Below are 24,817 nucleotides of genomic sequence, written 5' to 3' on the forward strand. Positions count from 1 at the left end.
AAATGAGATATAAAAACCCGGGTGCAGGAGTTGTTATGCTATCTGCTTTGTTTTGTCTGTCAGCAAAAGCGACAACCAGCCAGTCTGTGTTGCATCAGCAGGCTCAGCAGAAAGCGCTGCAGGAAAAACTTGTCCCTGCCATACCTGATGTCCGTCTCGCTCCCGGGAAAACACCTGAGAACACGTCGTTAACATTTCCGGCTGAATCCCCCTGTTTTCCTCTCACATATATTGATATCCAGGGCCGTGACAATTTTCCTCACTGGGTTCCTCTCTCTTCATTCACTCAGCAGATCCGTGGTAAATGCCTGGGAATCAGGGGGATTACACAACTTGCTGGCAGGATACAGGACAGACTCGGCTCATATGGCTGGGTCACCAGCCGGGTGCTGGTTCCCGGGCAGGATCTCCGGCAGGGTACCCTGCATCTGCAGATTGTTCCGGGCCGGCTCGGCGATGTTCGTCTGGCACCCGGCAGCAGCGGTTACATTCATCTGTGGAACGCCATGCCTGCCCGTCACGGTCATTTGCTTGATTTACGGGATATTGAGCAGGGTATGGAGAATCTGCAGCGTCCGCCGTCCGTTGAGGCAGAGCTGGCAATTGTGCCAGGCAATCTGCCCGGAGAAAGCGATATAGTGATCACGCGTCACCAGTCCCGTATCTGGCGTATCGGTCTGGATATAGATGACGCCGGGCAACAGGAAACCGGACGATACCAGGGAACCGCCACACTGTGGCTGGATAATCCCCTGTCCCTCAGCGACACCTTCTTTATCTCCGGTACCCACGACCTGAAATTTTCCGGGCGTAAAAACTCACAAAGCCTTTCCGGTTATTACGCCATTCCGTTCGGTTACTGGCTCTGGAGCTTCAGTGCCTCAGAGAGCGATTACACCCAGACTGTGGCGGGATTTGACGCTGACACCCGTTACAGCGGCACGCAGAAAAACCTCGGCATGCAGCTCAGCCGGGTGCTGTACCGTAACGAATCCTGGAAAGACACACTCAGCTATGACGTACTGACCCGGGAAAGCCGCCAGTACATTAATGACACTGAAACAGACGTACAGCGCACAACCACCAGTGCCTGGCGTATCGGATTCACCCACCGTCACTACATCGGCAGCACCACCCTGGATGCGGGCATCAGCTGGCAACGGGGAACCCGCTGGTTTGGCGCCCAGCCAGTTCCGGGAGAAGAATATGGCGAGGCCACCGGGCTTGGCAAAATTCTCACATGGAATGCCGGCCTGACAATACCTTTCACGTTCCGCGGGCAGTCCTTTAATTTCAGCACACAGTATCTGCGCCAGATAAGTTCAACGCCGCTGGCATCACAGGAACAGTTCTCCATCGGGAACCGCTGGACGGTCAGGGGATTTGACGGTGAACGGACACTTAGCGCTGACAATGGCGGATATTCCCGCAATGAGCTGGTCTGGCAGCTCCCCGTACCACAGCAGGCACTGTATCTGGGGCTGGATTATGGTTCTGTCAGCGGTCACGGAGCGGAATACCTTCCCGGCAGACACCTGGCCGGTGGTGTATTGGGGGTGAGGGGTAGCCCCGGAATAACCGGTTTAAGTTACGACATGTTTATGGGGCGTCCCCTGTCCAGACCGGACGGATTTAAAACCAGCCGGATAACCACCGGGTTTTCAGTGAGCTGGCGGTATTAAGGACAAATATGAACAAACTGCGCTATCGCGTCATATTCAGTCAGGTCAGGGCAATGATGATGGTCGTGCCTGATATTGCCCGTGCCGGGCGTGCTGCGGTCGCCGGTCGTTCACCCGGGCGCATTTCGTCTTCCTCATTCCCCGTCCTGGTCCCCGCCAGACTGTCACTGTCGGTGTTATCTTTCGCCATTCTGCTGGCCTCCGGCCTGGTTTCTGCACCCGCTGATGCCCGGAGCGTTATTCACCGTGACACCTCAGCCCCGGGAAATCAGCAACCCAATATCCTGCCCACCGCAAACGGTCTGCCCCAGATTGATATCCAGACCCCCGGAGCCGGCGGGGTATCCGTAAACAAATACTCGCAGTTTGATGTCGATAACCGCGGTGCTATTCTCAACAACTCCCACAAACCCGTTCAGACACAACAGGGCGGCTGGGTGACCGGGAACCCGCATTTGGCCCACAGGGAAGCAAGCGTCATCGTCAATGAGGTGAACTCCCGCAACCCCAGTCTGCTTCACGGTTATGTGGAGGTGGCCGGAAAGCGCGCGCAGGTGGTGATAGCTAACCCTTCCGGTATTACCTGCAGCGGCTGTGGATTTATCAACGCGAATAAAGCCACGCTCACCACCGGCCAGGTACAGATGCAGAACAACCGGATAGCCGGGTATGACGTCAGCCGGGGAGACGTGGTGATTCAGGGAAAAGGGCTGGATACCCGGGATGCAACCACCACCGAAATTTTCGCCCGGGCGGTGAAGCTGAACGCGGAAATCCAGGCCGGGGCACTCACCGTAGTGACAGGACAAAATACCATCAGCCCCCGGGAGGATGGTTCCGTTTCTGCTGACGCAGTTACAGCAAAAAAAGATGATGGCTCAGCAAAACCAGCGTTTGCTCTGGATTCTTCCGCGCTTGGCGGGATGTACGCCAATAAAATCACCTTTATTGGCACTGAAAAAGGTATGGGTGTCAATATGGAGGGTGACACAGCCTCCATGCCCGGGGACATTATCCTTACCGCTGATGGAACCATACGAAATAAAGGCAGTATCGCGGCATCCGGGGCGGTGAATATCACCTCCGTGCACGGGGATGTGGTGAACCAGGGCCGGCTGAAAGCGCAACAAACCGTCAGTGTGAAAGCCAGTGGGCAAATACGCAATACCGCTTCAGGCTATGTCACGGCAGACCATGATATACATATGGATGCCGGCAGTGGCGTGGAAAGCAACGGGCGCACTTATGCCGCGGGCAGTGCCCGGGTACATACCCCCGGTACGATAACTCACAATGGCAGTCTGGTGACCGGAGGCGGCATGGTCCTCGCCGCCGGAACACTTGAGGCCGGGCATGACAGTCTGCTGGCCGCAGGGGCTGACCGCCACGGAAACAGGACAGAAAACAGTCAACTGACGCTCTCCGCTACTGACGTACTGTCTGACCACGGTAACATCAGCGCCACCGGAAATGCCGCGTTGCAGGGGGCTTCCGTCGCCCTGGATAACGCCACCGTAATGGCGCGTAATACTTCAGTGAAGGCAACGACCAGAAAACTCAGTGCCGCCGGCAGCCAGATTCTGGCGGATGATACCCTGGCGCTCTCCTCACCGTCAGCCATCATCACTGATAATGCCCGTGTACAGGCCCGGCGTCTGCAGGTTCAGACCCCGGTACTGTCTGCGACCGGCGGTACACTGATACAGACGGGGCCGGATGACCTCCGGCTTAATATCAGCAGGGAAGTGAACCTTGACGGCGGTACTCTTGCCACCCGCAGCCAGAATCTGATGTTCACAACACCGGTGCTGAATGCAACAGGCAGCACCCTGCTCCATAGCGGAAGCGGTCGTTTCCAGCTTGACGCCGGCACGTTCAGCGGCGGACACAGTGCTATCCGCAGCGATGGTGAACTGGTGCTGAACAGTAATTATACGGGGCTTGTCGGAGCGTCCCTGACTGCGGATTCGTTGTCACTCCAGGCTGATTCGCTGGATATCTCACAGGGTGAGCTACGCCAGACCGGAAAAGGCACGCTGACCATGACTGTCAGCGGCGCGGTGGACTATACCGGCGGCAGTATTCTCTCTGCCGGAGCGCTGCGGATTCAGGCAGATTCACTCACCGGGACAGAAGGCCGGCTTGTGGCAATGACGGATATGGATATAACCAGTCAGGCCCTTCTCAGTCCGCGGGGAAAAATTCAGGCCGGAGACAGCCTCACATTGTCCGCTGACGGGCTGGACAACACCGGTGGTGTGGTCACTGCCGGGAAAAATATCACATTGTCTGACCGTGGTACTGTGCTCAGCAGCCAGGGGACAATAGCCGCCGGCGGGAGTCTGAACTTTTCGGTGCACGGACTGGATAACTCCGGAGGGCTTCTGCAGAGTGGTCACGATATGGTGCTGGATACCCGGGGCGGGACGCTGACCAACCGTGACAGCGGAAAAGCCGGTATCATCAGCCTGGGGAGCCTGACGCTCCGTACAGGCAAAATGGATAACATTGCAGGATGGCTGAGCAGTAATGGCTGGCTGGACGCCACGACCGGTGATATGGATAACGCCCGGGGAACGGTTGGCGCACAGCAGGCACTCACTCTGTCGACGCGCAGTCTCACCAGCGTTTCGGGACGGATATTCGGTGGTACAGGACTGACGCTGACCACGCCGGGTACGCTGGTTAACACCCACAGCGGCAGTAACGGCGGTATCATAAGCCAGGGGAACCTGTCCATAAGCAGCGGGGATGTCGATAATACCGGCGGACTCATTCAGTCTGCCGGAGATATGTCCGTTAATACCGGAACGTCTGCGTTCATCAATCAGAACAGCGGGAATGACGGTGGTATGCTCAGTGGTGGCCGCCTCACACTCACCACCGCAACACTGAATAACCATAACGGGACTCTCACCGGCAGGAATGATGTCAGCATCACGGCAGGAAGTACGGATAACCGCAACGGTATTCTGGGCAGTCAGTCCGGTGGTCTGAGCCTCAGCGTGAATGACATGAACAACGTCGGGGGGCTGGTTCAGGCGCAGAATGATATTCATATTGGCACCCACCGTCAGACACTGAACAACACCGGGAGCCGTATACTCAGCGGCGGAAACATCACACTGGAAAGTGGTGAACTGGTTAACACCCGGGGTCTTATCCGGTCGCTGAAAGATACTCTGATTAACACAGGAACCGCTGCCCTCATAAACCAGGACAGCGGGAGTGAGGGCGGCATTCTGGGCGGAGACCGGCTCATCCTTGATACCGGGGTACTGGACAACCGGAACGGTACCCTGGCCGGACAGACAGATACCACAGTCACCGCTGGTCAGACGGATAACCGGGGAGGACAGCTTACCAGTATTACCGGTAGCCTGACACTGAACACTTCCGGGTTACGCAATGATGGCGGCCGGGTTCAGTCCGGCAGCAACCTGCTGGCAGACTCGCAGGGCAACCCGTTCGTTAACGCCGGTGGAACCCTGTTCAGTAAAGGCATACTGACGCTCAACAGTGGCGAACTGGATAACACCGTCGGTCAAATCGTGGGCGGAGGTTCTCTCGGAATAAACACTCACGGGCGACATCTGATTAACCGGGACAGCGCGGATAACGGGGGGATTGTCAGCGGAGGAACGCTGACGCTGAACGCCGGCGAAACCGATAATCAGCACGGACATATTGCCGGCAGGGCTGACACCAGCGTGAACATTGCAGGACTGGATAACCGGGAAGGTATTCTGGTCAGCGACACCGGGATGCTGTCCATACTTGCGAAGAATACCCTGAACCAGGCTGGTTTGTTGCAGGCAGGCACGAATCTCACCCTGAACACTCAGGGTGCCAGACTCGATAACACCGCCAGCGGCTCGTCAGGCGGTATCCGCAGCGGTGGCTTCCTGACGCTGGACAGCGGTCTGCTGGACAACTCGTCAGGTTTAATCTGGTCTGCGCAGGACATGGCGCTTGATACGCACGGTCAGGCACTGACCAGCGTCAACAACGGACAGGATGGCGGGCTCATCAGCCAGGGGGCGCTGATGCTGAACAGTGGTGAACTTGACAACACCGGAGGACGTATCCAGTCCGGCGAAAACCTGAGTATTGATACGCACGGGCAACATATCATCAATGCGGATACCGCAGACAGTGGAGGCATTCTATCCCGGGGGAAACTGGCGCTGAATGGGGGGAGCCTGATTAACGCCAGGGGAACCATTGCGGCATCGGGGGCTGCCGGTCTCACCGTACAGGATACCGACAATACAGACGGCAACATTCTGTCTGACCGGACGTTGTCGCTGTTATCAGATACCGTCAGTAATCTCCGGGGACTGCTGCAGTCTGACGGTATGCTCACGCTGGATACGCATCATCATGCTCTTATCAATAAAGACAGCGGTAAGACCGGCGGGATTATTGCCGGTGGTGATATTCACATCACTGGCGGCCGGTTTGATGGTGACCACGGGGTACTGGCCGGACAGAACGTCAGTATCAGTACCGGCGAAGAAACGTTAAGCCATCAGGGTGGCAGACTGGACGCCGCCGGTTCATTACACCTTGATACCGGACAACTGGATAACCACACAGGACGTATCCGGGCCGGGGGGAATCTTGAAGCCGACACACACGGACTGACGCTGATAAATTCAGACAGCGGTACGGAAGGCGGTATCTTCAGCGCCGGGGAGCTCACCCTCACTACGGGGACACTGGACAACCACTCGGGTACGTTACTGAGCCGGCAGACAGCTTCCGTTTCTTTCCACAGCCTTGACAACCGCAACGGAACGCTGGCCGGCCTTAACGGTGCGCTAACGCTGAAAGGAGGAGAAACGCAGAATGCGGGCGGCCTCATCCAGTCAGCAGGTAACCTCTGGCTGGATACGCAGAATGCCTTACTGAATAACAGTGACCAGGGGAATATCCGTAGCGGAGGCGACCTGATGCTGCAAAGTGGTGAGATGAATAACCAGGACGGGCTGGTAACCAGTCAGGGGCTGGTCAGAATGGATACCGGTAATATCTCGAATATCAGGGGCGGTATCACCAGCGGTCACTCACTGAGTCTCACTTCCCTTACGCTGACAAACTCCGGGGGACTTATCCGTGCGGATGACACGCTGACGATTGACACGCAGGGACAGTCACTGATAAACACCGACAGCGGCACCACTGGAGGTCTGGTTTCACTGGCTTCGATGACACTGAATGCGGGTGACCTGAATAACCAGACCGGTTTCATTGCGGCCGGCGGCGAAGCGTCCCTGACAGCGGGAACAGTCAGTAACCAGAACGGCCTGGTTGCCGGAAATGGCGGACTTACTCTCGACAGCCGGGCTCTGGTAAACACGCAGGGTACTCTGCAGTCTGCAGCGGACCTGGTTGCAGACACCCACGGACAAACATTCACAAACACGAAGGGTCTTGTCAGCAGCGCCGGGGATACCCGTATCACCAGTGGTTCATTCGACAACGCTTCCGGGACTGTCCGGGGAGGAACCGGGCTGATGCTGAATACCGGTACCGGCACAATCAACAACCCGATGGGGAAACTGCTTTCAGCAGGAACACTGGCATTGCAGGGCGGCGTACTGGATAACTCATCAGGGGAGATGCAAAGTGCGGGTAATGCCACCCTCACCCTGATGCAACGTCTGGATAATATTGCCGGGCTTCTGCGCAGCGGTCAGGCACTGAATCTTACCGCTCCGGTCCTGCTCAATAAGAATACCCGGCAGCCTGATAAAGGTACTGAAGCACAGCAGCTTACAATTCATGCCGACAGGCTTGATAACTCTCAGGGGGCACTACGGGCTGCCACCCTGCTTGAGGCCGATATTCATTCAGCACTCGACAACACCGGCGGTCTGGTGTCGTCAGTGGAAGGGCTGAATGTCCATGATGATGCCCCCACACCATCGCTTATCGTCAGCAACGAAAACGGTACCCTGATTGCCGGCTCCAGGGGGCAACTCCGGGCATTATCACTGGAAGGTAAGGGGCAAATGCTGTCACAGGGCAGCCTCAGTCTGGCGCTGTCTGACTCCCTGAATAATACCGGTACACTGTCCGCAGACGGTAACCTGCAGATTGATGACGCACGGGATGTAAACAACAGCGGAAACATCACTGCCGGGCAGACACTGACGCTGCTGGCGCAGAACATCAGCAACCAGACTGATGGCATCATCAGCGCACAGAATACGGATATCACAGCCCGTGACACGCTGAACAATACCGGCCTGGTGGATGGCGGACTGACCCGTGTTATTGCCGCCACACTGAACAACACCGGTACCGGACGTATTTACGGTGATCATCTGGTACTTCAGGCGGACACGCTTAACAACCACAAAACCGCGGACAGCGCCCCGGTTATCGCCGCGCGGGAACGCCTGGACATCGGGGCCGGCACCCTCAGCAATACTGACCATGCGCTGATATACAGCGGCGGAGATATGTCCATTGGTGGTCACACCGACAGTCTGAACCACGCCACAGGCGAAGGCATACGGCTTGAAAACCACAGTGCGCAGATTGAAGCGGCCGGCAGCCTTACCCTTCATATGCAGAATGTGGACAACCGCGACATTCATCTGGCGCTGAGTCCGGAACCGGTGGAAATCTCCCGCGAGCACCACCACGAGTTTCAGCTTAACGGTGGCACACCACGTTATGATGCAAATGACCCGCGAATCACGGCAGATACCGGTTCCCGGGAACACCACCTGACCACCCCGGAAGGCGGTTCAAAGAATTTTTATGAGTTTTACTTCGACCGGGTGACCGCAGAAACGCAGGTCATCCACAAAGATCCCGCAGAAATTCTGTCCGGTGCGGGTCTGTCCTGGCAGGGCAATACACTGACAAACCAGGACAGCCGGATTGTGGCGGGCGGTAACCTGACGGCAACAGGTGCCGTCAGTAACCTGGAAAGTCAGGGTGAACGACGTGTGACAGATACCGACCAGGGGACCCCGCAGGCGGGTTCCGGCAGCAGGCACCATAAAAAGCCTGGAAAACGTACAATGGGCAAAAAAAAGAAAAGCAAAGTAAATAAAAGCGCCTACGGACCATTCGTGACCACCACCACGCTTCCCCTGCATCTGATGCGTTATGAAGGCGACACGGCACAGGCTGAAAACCCTCCGCCAGTGGCCGGAAGGCCGTCTGCGGCAGTCAGTCTGACCGCCGCCTCCGTGGATACTCCGGTTTCATCCACCGGGCCTGCTGATATTCATCTGGCGCCGGATGCTCACCCGTTGCTGTCATTATCCCTGCCGGCATCAACAGAGGTTCCCCTTACCTCTGCTGGCCGTCATATCCCGGGGATCGGAAATGCACTGGCCACAGTATTGTCAGTACCAGACCCGATGCCGCCGGCTGTGGCACCCGGAGTGGCATTCAGCGAACTGACACACGCACAGAACGTCAGTCCACTCATCGTGCCGGCAGGACAGCATTTCACCCTGACGCTCCCTCCGGAGAACGGACACGGCGACACAGAAATTCGCTTAATGACACCGGATATCCGTCTGCCGGACAACAGCCTGTTCACCGTTCACCCGGAAACATCCTCACACTGGCTGGTCGAAACCGACCCGCGTTTCACGCAGAAAAAACAGTGGCTGGGTACCGACTATATGCAGCAGGCGCTGTCCACCTCCCCGGACCGGATAATGAAGCGTATCGGGGATGGTTATTATGAGCAAAAGCTGGTTCGTGAGCAGGTCATTGCACTGACCGGCCAGCGTTATCTGTACGGTTACAGCAATGATGCTGAGCAGTTCAGGGCGCTGATGAACAGCGGTATCACATTTGCCCGGGAATACCATCTGACGCCAGGCATTGCGCTCAGCCCTGAGCAGATGGTGCTGCTGACCAGCGATATGGTCTGGCTGGTTAATGAAACGGTCACCCTGCCGGATGGCACACAGCAGACAGTACAGGTTCCTCAGCTTTATGTGAGAGCCCGTCCCGGGGACCTGTCGGGAGACGGCTCTCTGCTGGCAGGACGCAGCGTGACCATTAACGCTCCGGGGAACGTGACAAACAGTGGCCTGATATCCGGCAGGGACGTCACAAAGGTCACCGCGCAGACGCTGAATAACCACGGAGATATTCAGGGTGACCGGGTGGATTTACGGGCCCGCCAGGATATCAACAACACCGGGGGGCGGGTTATCGCCGGCAGCGCCCTCTCCCTGCTCGCCGGTCATGATATCAGCAGTGAAACCACCCTTCGCGGTAATGGTATCAACACCTGGACAGACCGTACCGCCGGTATTTATGTGCAACAACCCGGCGGCAGTATGACACTGCAGGCGCTGGGGAACATCACACTGACCGCCAGTGAACTGGAAAATACCGGGGTCGGCGGCACCACCCGCCTTCTGGCCGGCCAGGACCTGAAGCTGAACACGCTGACCACCGCCCGAACAGAAAACCACGACTGGGGCCTGCATGAGTACCTGCATCAGTCCGGGCAGACCGATACCGGCAGCAGGCTGACCACGTCGGGTGACCTGACGCTGGCAGCCGGACGCGATATACGGGCCACAGCGGCAGACATCAGTGCCGGAGCTACACTGTCTGTCGGTGCGGGCCGGGACATTCTTCTCGGTACTGGAACCTCAACCCGGGACATCACGGAAAACAGCAGGCAGTCCAGTGGTGGTTTCCTGTCAAAATCCACCTCGGAAACCCATGATGAAATACATGACCGCCAGGCCCTCAGTACCACGCTAAGTGGTGACTCGGTCAGCCTGCAGGCCGGTAACAATATCAGCGTCCACGGCAGTAATGTCGCCGGTACACAGGATGTCAGCCTGGTGGCGGGAAATAATCTCGATATCACCACCGCCAGGGAGTCACACCAGGAATCTCACCTGAAGCAGGAGAAAAAATCCGGCCTGATGAGTTCCGGCGGTATCGGCTTTACCATTGGCAGCAGCTCGCAGAAATCCACCACTGAGGGACAGGGAGAAACGCAACTGGGGAGTACTCTGGGCAGTCAGCATGGTAATCTCACCCTCAGCGCCGGTCATGATACCACCGTTCACGGCAGCGACCTGGTGGCGGGGGGCGATATTTCCCTCAGCGGCCAGAACGTCAACATCACTGCCGCAGAAAACAGCCAGACCACCCTGCAAAAATTTGAAAGCCATCAGAGCGGAGTCACCGTGGCGCTCAGCGGTGCCGTGGGGTCAGCCCTGAATACCACGGTACAGAATGTGCAGCAGGCCCGGCAAACTCAGGACGGGCGCCTTCAGGCCCTGGGCGATGTGAAAGCGGCGCTCAGCGGCATCCAGGCCGCACAGGCACTTGATCTGAATAATGCTCAGCAGGCGGCACAACAGGCCGGAAGCGGAGAAGCTGCGCCGGCGGCCTTTGGCGTGACGGTTTCACTGGGCAGCCAGTCATCGAAATCAGAGCAGAAAACTGAGTCACATACGGTATCCGGCAGCAGTCTGAACGCGGGCCATGATATTCACATGTCCGCCACCGGGGACGGACATGGTCACGGCGGGGATATCACGGTTCAGGGCAGCCAGGCGAAGGCTGCGCATGACATTTACCTGGACGCGCAACGGGACATTCAGTTACTCTCGGCGCTGAACACAGAAACGCTGAGTGGCAAAAACAGCAGCCACGGCGGTAGCGTGGGTGTCGGCATTAACGTCGGACAGAACACCGGCATTACCGTCTCCGCCAGTGTCAACGCGGCGAAAGGCCATGAAAACGGCACCACCCTCACCCATACAAACACCACGCTTGATGCCGGTAATCACGTCACGCTGAACGCGGGACGGGACGCAACTCTCACGGGAGCACAGGTCAGTGGCGAGAAGATTACGGCGGATGTAAAACGCAATCTTACCCTGCAGAGCGAGCAGGACAGCGACCACTACGATTCGAAACAGCAGAGTGCCAGTGCCGGAGCCAGTTTTACATACGGCAGTATGAGTGGTTCAGCCAACGTCAGCCTCAGCCAGGATAAAATCCACAGTAACTTCGACAGCGTTAAGGACCAGACGGGGCTGTTTGCCGGGAAGGAAGGCTTTGATGTCACCACCGGGCAGCACACGCAACTGGACGGAGCGGTTATCGCCAGTACGGCCGATAAATCGAAAAACCGGCTGGACACCGGTACGCTGGGCTTCAGCGATATCCACAACCAGGCAGACTTTAGCGCGCAGCACCAGGGTATCTCTGTCGGTACAGGTGGTTCCGTCGGCAGCCAGTTACTGACCAACATGGCCACGAACACGCTGTCCGGAGTAAACAAGTCAGGGCATGAGAACAGTACCACGCATGCCGCTGTCAGTGATGGCAGCCTTATTGTCCGCAATACTGCAGACCAGAAGCAGGATACCAGTACCCTCAGCCGGGATACGGAGCATGCTGCAAACGGCCTGTCGCCGATATTTGACAAAGAAAAGGTACAGCGTCAGTTGCAGCAGGCGCAGATGGTGAGCGATATCAGCAGCCAGGTGCTGGATATTTACAATACGAATGAAGCCATCAACGCCACCCGGAAAGCCACGGAGGACATGCAGAATGCCGCCACGCGTCAGGATGCGAGAACACTGGCAGAAAAGGAGCTGAAAGCAGAGAAAAAACCGTCTGATGAGGAAGCGATAACGGCGCGGGCTTACCAGAATCTTTACAACAAAGCCCTGAAGGACAACGATGCCCGGGTGGGTGACCCAATGCGTCAGGCAGTGACGGCGTCGGTGGCGGTGCTCAGCGGACTTGCCGGAGGCGATATTAAAGCCGCACTGGCAAACGGGGCAGCACCGTATCTGGCAACAGGGCTGAAGTTGCTGACCGGCGGGGAGACGCCGTCAGACAAACAGATGGCAGTCCGTCTGCTGGGTCATGCGATTATTGGTGGTGTGGTGGCGGAGCTGAACGGTGCTCCGGCTGCAGGTGGCGCTGTCGGGGCGGTCACCGGTGAAGTGGCGGCGATAACCATCTCAAAACTGTACTTTGGTAAACCACCTTCTGAGCTTAACGAATCAGAACGTGAACAACTGAGCGGAATGTCGACAATAGCAGCAGCCCTTGCGGGCTCGCTGGCGTCAGATTCATCGGCGGGAACCATTGCGGGAGCGCAGGCAGGAAAGAACGCGGTTGAGAATAACCTGCTGGGTGGTGGAACAGAGGACGGGCAGATTAAAGCAGCGCGGGAGCATGCAGAGAATATTATGTCCTGTGCAGATGATCCCGGTTCAGAATCCTGCCGTAAGGGACAGGCGCTACAGAATGCGATGATAGTTGCACTGCCTGCTGGTCTTGGTGGGGGAATGCTGATAGCGGCAACACCGGAATTAGCCGCCGCTGCTCAGGTTGCTATCAGAGCATGTGCTGGTAATGTTGTACTGTGTCTGAATAATGCCGGGATCATGACGTCGGAAGCTATTGTTCCAGGCGGTGTGGGGGCCGGTGGTGCTATAGGTATTGGTAAGACAGCGGCAGAGGCAACCGCGGCGAAAGCTGAAGCTGTTGCGGCCAATGCGGCAAAAAATAATCCATTACAGAAAGCTGGTGAGTATCTTGATGATTTTAAACCTTCATCTACACCGCTGGAACTGATCAGAGAACAGGCCGGGAAAGGTTCACAAACTGCCTATATCAGGATGGATCATATACTTAATGGAGAAGTAAAGACTCTTAAGGATGGGACTAAAGTTGGTTCTGGTGGGCATTATATTCGTGATCCAAACATCAAGATAGATAAAGTGACTGGCGCTCCTGATGCCAATGGTGTTTCGACCGGATATATATCAGTGAGAGATCCAACGACAGGACAATGGGTGAACAAGAAGGCTGAAACTACATTCTTCCCCGAGCAGTGGTCAAAAAGACAGACGGCTCAGGAGATTGAGAGCGCGTTTAAGAATTCTGAAAGAATACCGAATACAGAAATGTGGAGCGGGAAATCATCTAGCGGCGTGAAAATTCAAGGCTATTATGGCAAACCCGATGGAACAGGTGCGACTGCATGGCCTGTTTATACTGGGAGGAATAAGTAATGTTGAATGATCAAATTACTTTCTGGTGGGATGAAAATAGTAATTTATTTATTCCTATTGGTGGAAAAATACGTAACTCCTCTGATGGAGGGGTATTAGGGTATGGAGTACGTGAGATTTCAGGATGGTTGTCTAATGATATTCAATATGGTATTCATTCTGTTGACACTTGGATCAAAAATTTAACTGCGCTTGCATCAGGAAAAACAACTGATGGCAACTTCGGCATAGGTAATGCCCATTGGGTGATGGTTACGCATGATAAAGTATTTATTGGATGTGAGTATGTTGAAGAGCAGCAGGTACTTTTAACCATAGAGCAAACATTATACGTACTGGAGCAGTATCGTTTATTCTTGGAGGGATCTTATACTAAAGATTTCCCGCCGGAACCAATCGATGTTGAGTATCTGGCAGAAGGCAGAGATGCAATCACACAGTATGAATCTTTAGATGGGGCATATTGTTTACCTTATTAATAATTAATAAAAATCCCGCCATCATTCGGCGGGATTTTTTGCCCTATGTTCCTCACAATCAGACAAGATGTGTTTTTGGAGTACCGCCACCTGCGCCGGAACTCCAAAAAACGGCCAGGTCAGGGCTGCGCCCCGACACCCGATCCCATCAGTGCATTTAATGCACATTAGAGAAATCAGCGTAAGGGAAACGGAAGTCATATCTATTTCAGAGGCACGTGATCGATGTTTACAGTGGGCTATTCCCCGGTAAAACCGTTCGTGCCAAAGGGGTCCCTTTGAAACCCGCTGACGCCTCGCCTGGCTCGTTGTCCAACGCTTCACATCGTCAGATTAAAAATCTGCCAGCGCTCACCGTTTTATTACTTAGCGTGACGCAAATCTGGCGTAATTAGGGTGTAAAACTGACGTAATGGTATCCGGTTAGTGTAATAGTGACGTAACGGTGATGTATTTTTGACGTAATAGTGATGTATCCCATCATGCAAGCATGATGAGCGGGATCACTGACGCATTTTTATTCCTGATAGCCCTTAACCTGCGTAAAAACGTCAGCTTTATCGCCTGTTTTTTGCTCAGTTATCCGCTATACACCTGACGCAGTGCGATAAATCGCACTAACGTAATGATAACTAATGAAATATCAGAAAGAAGAATAAACAGCGGTATTAAAAAGATTGAGAATAACTCTTTGGGGAGCGTTCTTGCGGCTGCAAATAAACAGAAGCCCGGAACTGTAGAAAATTACGAGTCAGGTACTCAGGCCGCGATTAAAGAGGCCTGTAGTGGAAACACCCCTGTATCCTGCCAACTGGCAGTAGCAGCGCTCGGTACGGTTACGGGAGCTGCTGCCTGTTCCGGCACACGATGGCGACACAGATGTTGGAGAATGGCGCAGATCTGCGGTGGATACAGGCAATGCTGGGTCATGCCAGCGTGGAGTCTACGCAGATCTATACGCAGGTGTCGCTCCGGGCGGTTCAGGCGGTTCAGGCGGTTCAGGCCAGCACACATCCGGCAGAACGGGAAACCCCGGATGCCATAACGGGATATACCGTTCATAATGACAACACAGATGACACCACGTGTGGAGGGAATGATGAGCAGTACGATCCACTTCCGGATAGCTGAAGAAACCAAGCGGCTGGCCATGCAGGCGGCAGAGCGTCAGCAGGTGAGCCTGACAGAGCTGATGCGCCAGCGTGCCGAAGAGCTGGCAAAGGAAGAACGCCGCTATCAGAGCAGTGTGCATGAAGACTGGCTGGAAGAGCAGATAGCTCAGGCGTTCAGCCGCTATGATGCCGGTGAAGGCGAGTACATCGGCCACGATGAAATGGAAAACAGGATGAACACGCTGAAACAACAGGCCATGCGGGGTAGGCTGTGACGGTCAGGGTTGAATGGGAAAGCGTGCACAGAGGGACAGGGAATACATCTTCCTGTACCTGAACCGGGAAGCCGGGACTGCGGTTGCCATAGCCGCAGACGACCGTCTGGCGGGCATGACGGGTATCCTGGAGGAAAACCCGCTGGCCGGGGTAAAGGCCGGGCGTCTGGAGAGTCAGCGTAAGCTTGTCGTGCCTCACTTCCCGTTCATCATCATCTATGTAGCCGAAAAAGAGCACGTACGTATCCTGCGGATACTCCACACCGCCAGGAAAATCGCCTCTCAGTACCGGAAACGCTAATCAGCCCCCTTCTCCGTCCTGTTAAAACCCGCCATATCCCGTTATAACCCACAAAAAACCTCAGGTGTACGCAGGGTTACAAGTGCTGATAATATAGCCATACGGCTGTACGGAGGCGTGCGGTAGCATGCCTGTAGGGCGAAGGTATCAAGATATGACGGGGAGACGGGGTAAATGACAGAGTCATTAACCATAATGCAGGAGATTATGCGAAGCAGAGCCACGCATAATCTGCATTATGCCGTGCGCCCCCGCCATGTATACTTCGTTAAGGTTCAACAGGGAAAAAATGCGTATTACGGGTCAAAACGCACGTCGAGAAAAAATGTGCCCGAGTGCAATAATCAGTCTGTCCTGTTTATTGGCAACGAAGAAAAAGAAAAGCTGTCTCTATAATTACAAAAGGATGCCAGATGACAGGCAATTGTTATGGGTAAGTATCAATAACTGTTCCCAATTCATGCAGCCAGTGAAAGTCAACAAAAAACAACGGGTAAGATGGAAGTGGTGTGACGCCCGGTTCCGCAACATGGAGAATCGACGGTTCATCCCTGCCGGGGCCACAGAAACAGTTATGCGACAGGCAGCCTGATGCGGTCAACAAAATAAAGAGAGCGTTTTTATTCCCTGTAATGCCCGGCGAATCAGCAGGAAACCATAAAGGATAAAAAAACAAAGAACCACCAGACGCCACGATGAAGTTATGGCGTATGCTGACTCAGAGAGTCGGTAAGTTGCTGAGTCAGACCGTATGCAGGAGCCAGGCGCAGTTGGCTGACAGTTGTTCATGCCTGAATCAGCCAGTGGCGCATTCTACCTTTGCCTTGTGGCAACTCAACACTTTTCGTCAGCTACCGGATTCTTCCGATACCTGTGCAACATCCCGGGGCTTGATTATTTACCGCAGCAGGACATACGCTGATTCATCTTTCACCAACAACCCGTTACAGCTTATGACATCAATGAAACCACAATTTCTCAGGGTCACCGTTCTGGCAGGACTGCTGTATTCTTTCATGGTTTCCGGCGCGATGGCTGGCAATTATCGAGAATGTGAGTACAAACGCCGGCATCTGGAGTACCAGTTAGAATATGCGCAGGCATACAATAACATTCACCGGATGGCCGGGCTGCAAAGAGCTCTCCGTCATATTGATGAATACTGTACTGATGGCAGACTGCCGGAGCAAAAAGACAGAAAAGTCGCCAACAAACAGCGAAAGGTGACAACCCGACAGTATGAGCTGGAGCAGGCCCGGATATCCGGGAAAAGTGAAAAAATCGCTGACAGGCAGGCGAAACTTGCTGAAGCCCAGGAAGAACTGACTGAAGCCCGCCGCGAGCTTTCCCGCGGTACTGTCCACAGCATAACACAACCCTGAACCGCGAACTTCAGCCCACAAAAGTTACATGCAACAAAAAGGAGTATTGTGTGATGAAAAAAATACATTACCTCAGTTTTCTCCCGTTATGTCTGGCCGCCACTTTCCCGGTTTATGCGTTTAAATCCACAGTGCAGGAGACTGCCGGAGATCTGAGAGCCCGGGAAGATCAGTTACTGGGTAAATTTTACAGCGCCACCCACGCTGATATGCAGAGCATGCCTTTCGGAACCTGCGGCATCACGCCCGTTCCAGGCTGCCAGTGCGCATGGTGTACTGCATTACGAAACGCGGAATGAGTGTCAGATTTCATCTCCTTAAATAAATCAGGCGGGCTGATACAGACGAAAAATCGTGGGCAACTGTCTCAGCGTAACCATATAAAACCACAGAAGTATTGAATATGTTGCCAGTAAAGCGAATACGCTGCCTCCAGTCGCATCATTAAAGTATGGCTATGAAAAAATTTCTGTATTGTTTTATGTTAATCTTGGCACTGGCAGCCTGCAGTTCAAAACAGTGGGCAAGTCAGTATGATACGTCAAATGCCCGCGCTGACTGTATCGCTCAGTCCTATGATAAACATCCCGTTAACATGCAACAATCTTTTAACCTGGATCTCAAAAGTCTGACCAAAGACGACCCTTTAAATTCATTAAAAAAATAAAGGAAAATGATTTGAATAAAGATGCCAGGGCGGCTTTTGTTACAAGCTGCATGTATAAAAAGGGATGGGCACTGGTCGACAGATAGCTGTTTTTATACAGACAAAAACTTATGCAGCATATTTCCCGGTTTCCCTCAGCTCCCTGCGGATCAGCGTCAGTATCAGTGACGTCCGGCGGGTACTCTGTTGTGGCGTTCCTGCCGGTAGATCGTAACGCAGGGTATACAGTCTGCCCCGGGGATTAAAGAAATCAATCAGCAGTACCGGATGGTCGTTAACCCGGGCGGTCCGGTAATTCAGCGTGATACAGGCTCCGCCCATTCTGGTACGCAGCACAGCGACTTCTTCCTTCACCCGTTCCGCATACTGTTCTGTATCCGCAGGCAACATCACTTTTTCACATCTGAGCTCGCTATTCTATCCAGTGCCGGGCAATGGGGCCGCATCCCAACGCACGGGCGACTTTATCAATGTGACGCAGGTCATTCGCTGACAATATCAGTGTTCCCGCACGCTTTGGTGGAATCTTCTGCTGACACCATGCCATTTGTTGCACTATCCGCTCAGCGCTTCGCGCATCCTCGGTTATGCTGAGAACATAGCGCCAACGACAGACAGCCCTTCGCCACAGTTTCCTGTGCTCCAGCTCCCGGGCTATTGTATCATCGGGTAACGTTGGGTTTTTAAGCTTCTCTTCCGGCATATCCCCCTCCTTTTACCACCGGAGCATCTCAGCCACCGGAAGAGTTGTCCAGCGCTTATTGTCTTATTTATGACCAGATAATAATCAGGATCGACAGTGATCCTGATACTGTTGCCAGCCAGATACGATACGGCTATTGATTCACCAGTCTTATAAATCAAATCCAGCGACAGGTGGTCTCATGCCGGGTTTCCTGTTGTGCGATTCAGATGCTGCATACCCAACAGAACCTTGCCATTAAGCGCCTTAAGCAATTTCACAGTTTCACCTGCCTGAGCCTCATAGCCCCGAAGGCTCAGATGACAATCCAGCAGTGCTTTGATACGGAACATAGCCGTCTCGGCCACTGAACGATGGTGATGCTCTAGCTTGCTGCTTAACACTCATTTCACGGTCTGAACTGGCACACGTCAGCAACTAAGTTATAAGGTGATTTAGTTCACAAAAAAGAGCCTGAAACTTTCAAAGTATGCGTTGTCGGTCTATGTTAATGTCTAGTCAAGTAAAACTGATAGCTTTCAACTTTACATTATAGAAAACAATAGTTTATAACTGTTTTACATTTGTTTTAATCTGCAGGAAGATTAGGGGTATATATATTCTGATTATTTTATCATCTGTTTAAGAGGGGGGGGTAACAATGAAAGATACTTTCTTTAATCCTGATGATATTCAGGAAACCATCTCAGGGATGAAAAAACAAGACCGTCGTGGACTGCGTTCGTCCACCAACGGCATTCCTGATTTTGTCCCACGCACGTCTCATGCCGACAAACATCATCAAGCAAAATCAATGCCTTTTATAGCTGATGTTCCGGAACAAACTCTGCCGCCCGTTACTCCCTGTTTCAGTCAGGCAGATATTGATGAGTTTCTCGCCCGTAAACCAAAAAAATATAAAATGACGGAGCGGGACTATAAAGAGCTGGGGAGAAATACTCTTTTAGGTCTTGGTAGCCTTTTTGATGGTCTGGTAACCGCTACAGTAATTTGTGCTCCAGTTGTAGCAGAGATGATGAATACAAAAAACACAAGCAATTCTGATTCTGAATATCGATATGGAAGCGACGGAACCATATACAAAGGTAATGCAGTAATCTTCGAACCTGAAAACTAAAATAAGCCACCAAATTGTAGGTGGCTCATTTAAAATATTATTTCAGTTTCCCTTTTCCTTTTGTAACTGCAGAAACAGCCGCATCTTTTGTTTTTTTACCACCTTCATTCCCGGCATCCTGAGGTAATTTAGCTCCGTCACCTATTATTTGTGTAGCAAAATTTCCCAAATGGACTCCGGTCCAGCCCATCATCCCGAACCAGGACAGCGGAAAAAGAATATACATCACGCCCAGAACCAGGTTCATTATCCAGCCATCACTCACTGAACTCACAAAATTCGCGAACGGCACACCACTCGCAAGCCCCGAGTCATCCCTGGCACCGTACATTATCGTCAGCAACTGGTCATCCAGCCAGCCGGCCACTTCCCACCAGAAGGAGATAAACATCAGCGCAAACAGTGCAAACGTGATGGTCACTATTGTCTTCGGGTCATAAGCGCTAAACATCAGCAGGACCGGAATGACGATAATCACCATCATCTCCAGCAGCGCCTGTACAATCGGTAACGCCTGCTTCAGTGCATCAAAGCCCGGCAGCGCCTCAAACTGTTTCATCCCCACGCCAACCGTCGTCGCCAGTCGGGTGAGGTTCCCGACGAATCCCGTGGCATTGTCATTGCTGCCAACCGAGTAGGTTTCGCCTCCGCCGGAAAGGGACACATTACGCGGGCTTACCAGCCACCGCAGCGCCAGCTCCTGCCAGTTTTTAACATTCTGTAACTGGAAATCAGCTTTGACCCGCGATGGCAGACTCGCCAGCACCCGGTCTTTCAGCCCCTTCTTCGGGTCTGACCACCATTCTTTACAGGTCGGATACCCCCCGTCGCCCGTGTTCGCATACCCCGCATCCCGCTTATCATTCCACGGCCACGCCCTTCTTGGCTGTTTCGAGGTATAGGTGTCGTAATACCCCGCCGTGTTCAGAAAATAATCGCTGCCAATCCAGCCCACCGAATTAATCGTTTTATCCGTCAGGGACTGATTCGTACTTTTCAGGCGGTAGTAAGCCCGTGAATAGCAGCTGCCGGAGAAATCCTGCAGTTCCTGGATCAGTACCGGGTCATGCAACTGGCTGTGCTGGACTTCAAAACGCATCTGGCGGATTTTGCCCCCGCAGGGGATGGACGCAATCATCGCCTGCGTGGTTCCCTTTGAAAGCCTGTATACCAGAAACCACCACATCGGAATTTTTGCCGTCTTACCGCCAAGGTCACTCACCACAGAACTGTAACCGGATGCCTGAGGGGTGACCACCAACACATGGCACTGTTTCGCCCGGCTGCCGTCAAACTTCATCGTGCTGATATTCACCGGGGCAACCGGTATAATGCAGAACAGAATCACAAGGTAAGGCACATACAGGGCGTTCTCCATCCGGGGCTGCAGCAGCAGCCCCTTGTTCCCTTCATCAAATCCCTCTTCCCGGGTTTTCAGCCAGATGCCCGCACACTTAAACACCAGCGGCAGCAGGTACAGCCCTGTCCCTGACATAATGTCCCACATCGCGTTATTCATTATCCAGCCGAAGAACACCAGGATATATTCAATAATACTGTTCGCGGTCATTCTCGTCCCCTCACTGTAACTGTGCCCAGTTGCTGTATTCAGAAAAAGCAACCAGCATGACGGGGATGATTTCCGTACGGAACACCGCAAACCGGGGGTTCGGGTGCCCTGAAGCCCTGACCTGGTCTGAATAACGACGACGCAGTCCTCCCGGCCACAACCAGAGAGTGATGAGAATGCTGTAAAGTACCAGACGCCAGACCAGTAACGGGGTACGCCACTGCAGCATCCGGTCATGAATCCCTCCGTAGCGGGAGTCAATGACATACAGAACCGCCAGCAACAGCGTGAGCACCATGCCCCACAAAAACACCTGGAACAGAATGTTTACCGGACGTGATTTCAGCCCCCCGGGAGTCTTCATATTCCTCATTACTGGCTCCTTTGTTCAAGGGCGCTCATTTTTTCATCGCCGCCTGCATCCTTCTGTTGCAACTGGTTAGAACTGTTACGTATCTCCTGGCGCTCCAGTGTTTTCAGTAGGCTGTTACTGCTGATGGCCCGGCGCAACTCCATCTCGTTCTTCAGGGTTTCCAGCCCCCTGTCGAGCGAGTCAATACGCCGGTCGCCCTCCTCGATGGCCTGCTTCTGTGCCGCCGCATTCGGTTCAGACTCCCCGGTCGTCAGCATCTGCCGCATGGCCAGCGCGGCCTCAATGGTGTCCGCCATCGCCAGTTCGCCTGCCAGCCTTTGTACCAGCGCGCTCCGGTCCGTGTCATCACGCAGCGCCTCAATCACCCCGCGGGTGACCGCCAGTCCACCGGTTTTCAGTTTGCCGAGCTCTTCCGCAGAGGGGGCACCACGGCTGTTCACCAGCCGGTTCAGCGTCTCCAGGTTCGTTTTCGTCGCCTCATCCAGCATCGGGCCAAAACCGGTACCGGCTACCGACGCGCCCGGCGCATTAGCTTCCCCGCCGCTCTGACACTTCGACGGGTCCGTACAGGTGCGGATACTGCGGTCACCCAGCACTTTCACCACCGCCGCAGCCGCCTCCTCCGCGTTACTGAACAGCCGGCAGGCCGAGCCGTTACACCGGTTTTTCGGCACGTTGCCGTTACTGTTGACCTGCTGGTTATTCATCATGTTGTACCCGGCTTTCGCCAGGTCGTGAGTGGGTTGTATTGCCGGCTGCCCCTTCCCGCCAGCTTTCTGCCCCCCAATCCAGCGGGCACCCTCTTCTCCGGTGGCGTTATCCTTCGCCTCCTCTGCCTTCAGTGCATCCCCGCCGCTGCGGTTCACCGCATCACGGTATTCATCACCGACCGCCGAATCCGTCCATGCCCGGTCTCCCATGGTGTAGTCCGCCAGTTTCTTCGACATGTTTTCGCAGCTCAGCTTTGAGCGGTCAAAAGAGAGGCCTGCCTGCGCCACGCCGTTGGTTATCATGTCGTACAGCCCCGGATTGGCCCGCTGAACAATCATCGCCGGCATGCTGGTCACTGCTCCCGTGGCACCCTGCATCACATCGCCCATCAGGTCCTTAAATCCGCTGGTCAGTCCGTTAAGCTGGTTGCTGACGGTGGTTTTGATGTCAAAGTTGCCGCACATCAGGTCGCTGTTGATGCCTGCCTTCAGCCCCAGGAGCTGCATGCTGTTGCTGGTCGGCGGCTGTGATATCACCGACCCGCCGCCAATTGAGTAGAACAGGCCGTCGCTGACCGCATTACCAACGGCATCACCCGCTGTCTTACCGGCCCCGGAAAGATAAGGCAGCGAAACCGCTGATACCTGTCCGGGCAGCATCATTCCGGTTGCCATCGTCAGGGCCACGACCGGCACCAGGAGAGGCCGGGAAAATCGTCTTTTTTGCTGTGTTGCCTGCTGTGTTGTTTTCATCGGTACCTCAGATGAAATCGGTGCTGTAAAGAAACTTCTGACCGCGGGGCTTGCAGCAGCTGTACGGTTGCCACAGTGTCCAGGCGTAGTTACCGTCTTCCGCCACCTTTCCGCCCGCATCCGGAAATACCGCGCAGGATTGTGAGGCGGCAGGTGCCAGACGCTGCCATTTGTGGTTTCTTGTACCGGTGTTTTCCGTGACCGGGTCCGGCGGCCAGTAGCCCGGTCGGTGTTTTCCGGTCAGCAACTGGTAGACGTGTACCTGTCCGCTGCGGGTGATGATGTCCGCCACCCGCTGGGCTATGACGGCCCCGGCCTTATAGTCATCCTGCTGGGTGACAAAACCGCCGCGCGGATAGACGTTGCCCCACATGTTTCTGTCGGTCATGCTGCCGATTTCCCGTTTACCGGGGATCAGTGCCTCCGGATACAGAGCTTCCGGCAAGCCCGTGCGCCAGGCCAGACTGTCCAGCGTACTCAGGAAGTAGGGAACCATCGGGGTGGCGGCGCTTTTGCAGGAATACCCCGGTATCTGCCCGCCGATAAGTGAGGTGGCCGGATGGCCGATGGCGTCGGCGTACTTAAATCTTGTACTCAGCAGGCTCTCACTGCCCTGCGGCCGTTTTGCCGTGGACTGCCCGCCGCCGGCACTCAGTCCGGCCAGTCCGGAACTGACGGTATTCTCCACCCCGCCCGATGCGCCGCTGACTGCTTTCATCTCCGTCCAGGGGTTTCCTCCCCTGCCCAGGTAGACGGATACCACCGCCTCCGGGATGAAGTGCTCCACCTTCACCGATGTTTTCACCGTGCAGCCAAAGGGCGTACAGAACAGCCAGTAGCAGATCCCCTTCACCCGCCAGCTGATACACGAGGGCGAGGCGCTGCCGGCAATCAGGGTGGCGGTGTTAACCGCCGCTTCAGTCACTGACGGGGAGCCGGCTGCCAGTATCAGGGCCAGCACCACCGACTTCAGCCGGTATGACAGACCGTGACGCGTCATCGTTGTATCTCCCGGGCTTTGTTGCTGCGGAACAGCCCTTCCGCCACCACCACGTCCGCTGTACCGTAGACCACATACCGGTCGTCAGACACCACGGCCGGGTATTTCTCCAGCCCCAGTTGCCAGGCCTGTAGCAGTCCCCGGTAAGCCTGCGCCAGTTCAGCCTGTTTCTGCTGCCAGCCTGCGGAATGAGTCACCGCCTGCGCCCGGCGTTCAGCCTCTCCGGGGGCTGACGTCAGGGAGCCAAACAGCGACTGCTGCAGTTGTTCCGGCGCATCAAGCCAGACCACGCGGGCATTGCCGGTCACGCCTGCTGGCGGGTGAGCATGGTCGGTGTACACCACCATCACCGCCCGGGACGGCAGCGACAGCAGCAGTACGCTCAGTAGCAGAGGTGAAATAATGAGATTACGGGACACGGGACCTCCGGATGTGCGTTATACATCCGGGCATTGTGTGGGGGCGCGATAAAAAATTCAGCGGGGAAATCAAAATCCATTTCTGATAATTTAAATGGATTGTTTTCTGAACCAGGTAACCAGCATGAGTAGCCGTAACAAAAAAGCCAGCCTGTCACGCCGGACGCTATTCTGGCAGTGGTCCGGACGCTGGAGTCTCACACCAGTGATCCGGAGGATGCCCT

15 protein-coding genes and 2 pseudogenes are annotated in these 24,817 nt (G+C 54.7%); 8 read left to right on the forward strand and 9 right to left on the reverse strand.

What is annotated here, in order from left to right; genetic code table 11:
• Window positions 1-35 precede the first annotated feature (35 nt).
• The 7 genes and pseudogenes from BZK42_RS22110 (at window position 36) to BZK42_RS22150 (ending at window position 17,281) form a co-directional block, all read left to right on the forward strand.
• Entirely contained in the window at window positions 36-1,682 is a 1,647-nt protein-coding gene (locus BZK42_RS22110; protein WP_080860217.1) for a ShlB/FhaC/HecB family hemolysin secretion/activation protein, read from the forward strand.
• An 8-nt stretch (window positions 1,683-1,690) separates the two neighbouring features.
• Window positions 1,691-13,732, forward strand: coding sequence for a hemagglutinin repeat-containing protein (locus BZK42_RS22115; RefSeq protein WP_080860218.1), 12,042 nt, complete (start codon window positions 1,691-1,693; stop codon window positions 13,730-13,732).
• Window positions 13,732-14,211 (forward strand): hypothetical protein, encoded by a 480-nt coding sequence (locus BZK42_RS22120; protein ID WP_080860219.1) that lies wholly within the window; start codon window positions 13,732-13,734, stop codon window positions 14,209-14,211. The genes BZK42_RS22115 and BZK42_RS22120 overlap by 1 nt, the downstream gene beginning before the upstream one ends.
• A gap of 840 nt (window positions 14,212-15,051) precedes the next feature.
• Window positions 15,052-15,342, forward strand: a pseudogene (locus tag BZK42_RS22130) (tyrosine-type recombinase/integrase); the annotation flags it as partial.
• Complete coding sequence (locus BZK42_RS22135) at window positions 15,311-15,598, forward strand: damage-inducible protein J (RefSeq protein ID WP_080860220.1); 288 nt, start codon at window positions 15,311-15,313, stop codon at window positions 15,596-15,598. The pseudogene BZK42_RS22130 and the gene BZK42_RS22135, both read left to right, overlap by 32 nt.
• A gap of 13 nt (window positions 15,599-15,611) precedes the next feature.
• Window positions 15,612-15,899, forward strand: a complete 288-nt coding sequence (locus BZK42_RS22140; protein WP_080860222.1) for a type II toxin-antitoxin system RelE/ParE family toxin — start codon at window positions 15,612-15,614, stop codon at window positions 15,897-15,899.
• Between the two features lie 695 nt (window positions 15,900-16,594).
• Window positions 16,595-17,281 (forward strand): DUF1090 domain-containing protein, encoded by a 687-nt coding sequence (locus BZK42_RS22150; protein ID WP_080860225.1) that lies wholly within the window; start codon window positions 16,595-16,597, stop codon window positions 17,279-17,281.
• 187 nt (window positions 17,282-17,468) lie between these two features.
• Here BZK42_RS22150 and BZK42_RS29495 read toward each other — a convergent pair whose 3' ends face one another.
• From BZK42_RS29495 to BZK42_RS28765, 4 genes and pseudogenes are all read right to left on the reverse strand, one after another.
• Window positions 17,469-17,594 (reverse strand): hypothetical protein, encoded by a 126-nt coding sequence (locus BZK42_RS29495; protein ID WP_282958082.1) that lies wholly within the window; start codon window positions 17,592-17,594, stop codon window positions 17,469-17,471.
• Between the two features lie 462 nt (window positions 17,595-18,056).
• Window positions 18,057-18,341, reverse strand: coding sequence for a hypothetical protein (locus BZK42_RS22165; RefSeq protein ID WP_249025152.1), 285 nt, complete (start codon window positions 18,339-18,341; stop codon window positions 18,057-18,059).
• 19 nt (window positions 18,342-18,360) lie between these two features.
• Entirely contained in the window at window positions 18,361-18,651 is a 291-nt protein-coding gene (locus BZK42_RS22170; protein ID WP_080860233.1) for a PerC family transcriptional regulator, read from the reverse strand.
• Window positions 18,652-18,830: 179 nt separating this feature from the next.
• Window positions 18,831-19,013, reverse strand: a pseudogene (locus tag BZK42_RS28765) (IS5/IS1182 family transposase); the annotation flags it as partial.
• A 278-nt stretch (window positions 19,014-19,291) separates the two neighbouring features.
• Between BZK42_RS28765 and BZK42_RS22175 the strand changes: the two are divergent.
• On the forward strand, window positions 19,292-19,768 hold the full coding sequence (locus BZK42_RS22175; RefSeq protein WP_080860236.1) for a hypothetical protein: 477 nt from the start codon (window positions 19,292-19,294) through the stop codon (window positions 19,766-19,768).
• 37 nt (window positions 19,769-19,805) lie between these two features.
• Here the strand turns inward: BZK42_RS22175 and BZK42_RS22180 are convergent, their stop codons facing one another.
• The 5 genes from BZK42_RS22180 to BZK42_RS22200 form a co-directional block, all read right to left on the reverse strand.
• A complete protein-coding gene (locus BZK42_RS22180; protein ID WP_080860239.1) occupies window positions 19,806-21,338 on the reverse strand; it encodes a conjugal transfer protein TraG N-terminal domain-containing protein in 1,533 nt (510 codons plus the stop codon).
• 10 nt (window positions 21,339-21,348) lie between these two features.
• Window positions 21,349-21,711 carry a hypothetical protein gene (locus tag BZK42_RS22185; RefSeq protein WP_080860241.1) on the reverse strand — a complete coding sequence of 121 codons (363 nt, stop codon included), beginning with the start codon at window positions 21,709-21,711 and terminating at the stop codon, window positions 21,349-21,351.
• Complete coding sequence (locus tag BZK42_RS22190; RefSeq protein WP_143329727.1) at window positions 21,711-23,096, reverse strand: integrating conjugative element protein; 1,386 nt, start codon at window positions 23,094-23,096, stop codon at window positions 21,711-21,713. The genes BZK42_RS22185 and BZK42_RS22190 overlap by 1 nt, the downstream gene beginning before the upstream one ends.
• A gap of 85 nt (window positions 23,097-23,181) precedes the next feature.
• Window positions 23,182-24,174, reverse strand: coding sequence for a TIGR03756 family integrating conjugative element protein (locus BZK42_RS22195; RefSeq protein ID WP_080860243.1), 993 nt, complete (start codon window positions 24,172-24,174; stop codon window positions 23,182-23,184).
• The gene (locus BZK42_RS22200; protein ID WP_080860274.1) at window positions 24,171-24,521 is read right to left on the reverse strand and encodes a TIGR03757 family integrating conjugative element protein; all 351 of its coding nucleotides are present in this window, start codon (window positions 24,519-24,521) and stop codon (window positions 24,171-24,173) included. The genes BZK42_RS22195 and BZK42_RS22200 overlap by 4 nt, the downstream gene beginning before the upstream one ends.
• Window positions 24,522-24,817: the final 296 nt, after the last annotated feature.

Origin of the sequence: Citrobacter braakii (genome assembly GCF_002075345.1) — a bacterium.
Taxonomy (GTDB): domain Bacteria; phylum Pseudomonadota; class Gammaproteobacteria; order Enterobacterales; family Enterobacteriaceae; genus Citrobacter; species Citrobacter braakii.

What these genes read in the sequence shown, in the direction of transcription:
- BZK42_RS22185 (WP_080860241.1), bottom strand. Translation starts at nt 21,711, where the DNA reads ATGAGGAATATGAAGACTCCCGGGGGGCTGAAATCACGTCCGGTAAAC.
- BZK42_RS22110 (WP_080860217.1), top strand. Translation starts at nt 36, where the DNA reads ATGCTATCTGCTTTGTTTTGTCTGTCAGCAAAAGCGACAACCAGCCAG.
- BZK42_RS22140 (WP_080860222.1), top strand. Translation starts at nt 15,612, where the DNA reads ATGGGAAAGCGTGCACAGAGGGACAGGGAATACATCTTCCTGTACCTG.
- BZK42_RS22120 (WP_080860219.1), top strand. Translation starts at nt 13,732, where the DNA reads ATGTTGAATGATCAAATTACTTTCTGGTGGGATGAAAATAGTAATTTA.
- BZK42_RS22115 (WP_080860218.1), top strand. Translation starts at nt 1,691, where the DNA reads ATGAACAAACTGCGCTATCGCGTCATATTCAGTCAGGTCAGGGCAATG.
- BZK42_RS22150 (WP_080860225.1), top strand. Translation starts at nt 16,595, where the DNA reads ATGAAGTTATGGCGTATGCTGACTCAGAGAGTCGGTAAGTTGCTGAGT.
- BZK42_RS22180 (WP_080860239.1), bottom strand. Translation starts at nt 21,338, where the DNA reads ATGACCGCGAACAGTATTATTGAATATATCCTGGTGTTCTTCGGCTGG.
- BZK42_RS22195 (WP_080860243.1), bottom strand. Translation starts at nt 24,174, where the DNA reads ATGACGCGTCACGGTCTGTCATACCGGCTGAAGTCGGTGGTGCTGGCC.
- BZK42_RS22170 (WP_080860233.1), bottom strand. Translation starts at nt 18,651, where the DNA reads ATGCCGGAAGAGAAGCTTAAAAACCCAACGTTACCCGATGATACAATA.
- BZK42_RS22175 (WP_080860236.1), top strand. Translation starts at nt 19,292, where the DNA reads ATGAAAGATACTTTCTTTAATCCTGATGATATTCAGGAAACCATCTCA.
- BZK42_RS22190 (WP_143329727.1), bottom strand. Translation starts at nt 23,096, where the DNA reads ATGGCAACCGGAATGATGCTGCCCGGACAGGTATCAGCGGTTTCGCTG.
- BZK42_RS29495 (WP_282958082.1), bottom strand. Translation starts at nt 17,594, where the DNA reads ATGAAATCTGACACTCATTCCGCGTTTCGTAATGCAGTACACCATGCG.
- BZK42_RS22200 (WP_080860274.1), bottom strand. Translation starts at nt 24,521, where the DNA reads ATGGTGGTGTACACCGACCATGCTCACCCGCCAGCAGGCGTGACCGGC.
- BZK42_RS22135 (WP_080860220.1), top strand. Translation starts at nt 15,311, where the DNA reads ATGAGCAGTACGATCCACTTCCGGATAGCTGAAGAAACCAAGCGGCTG.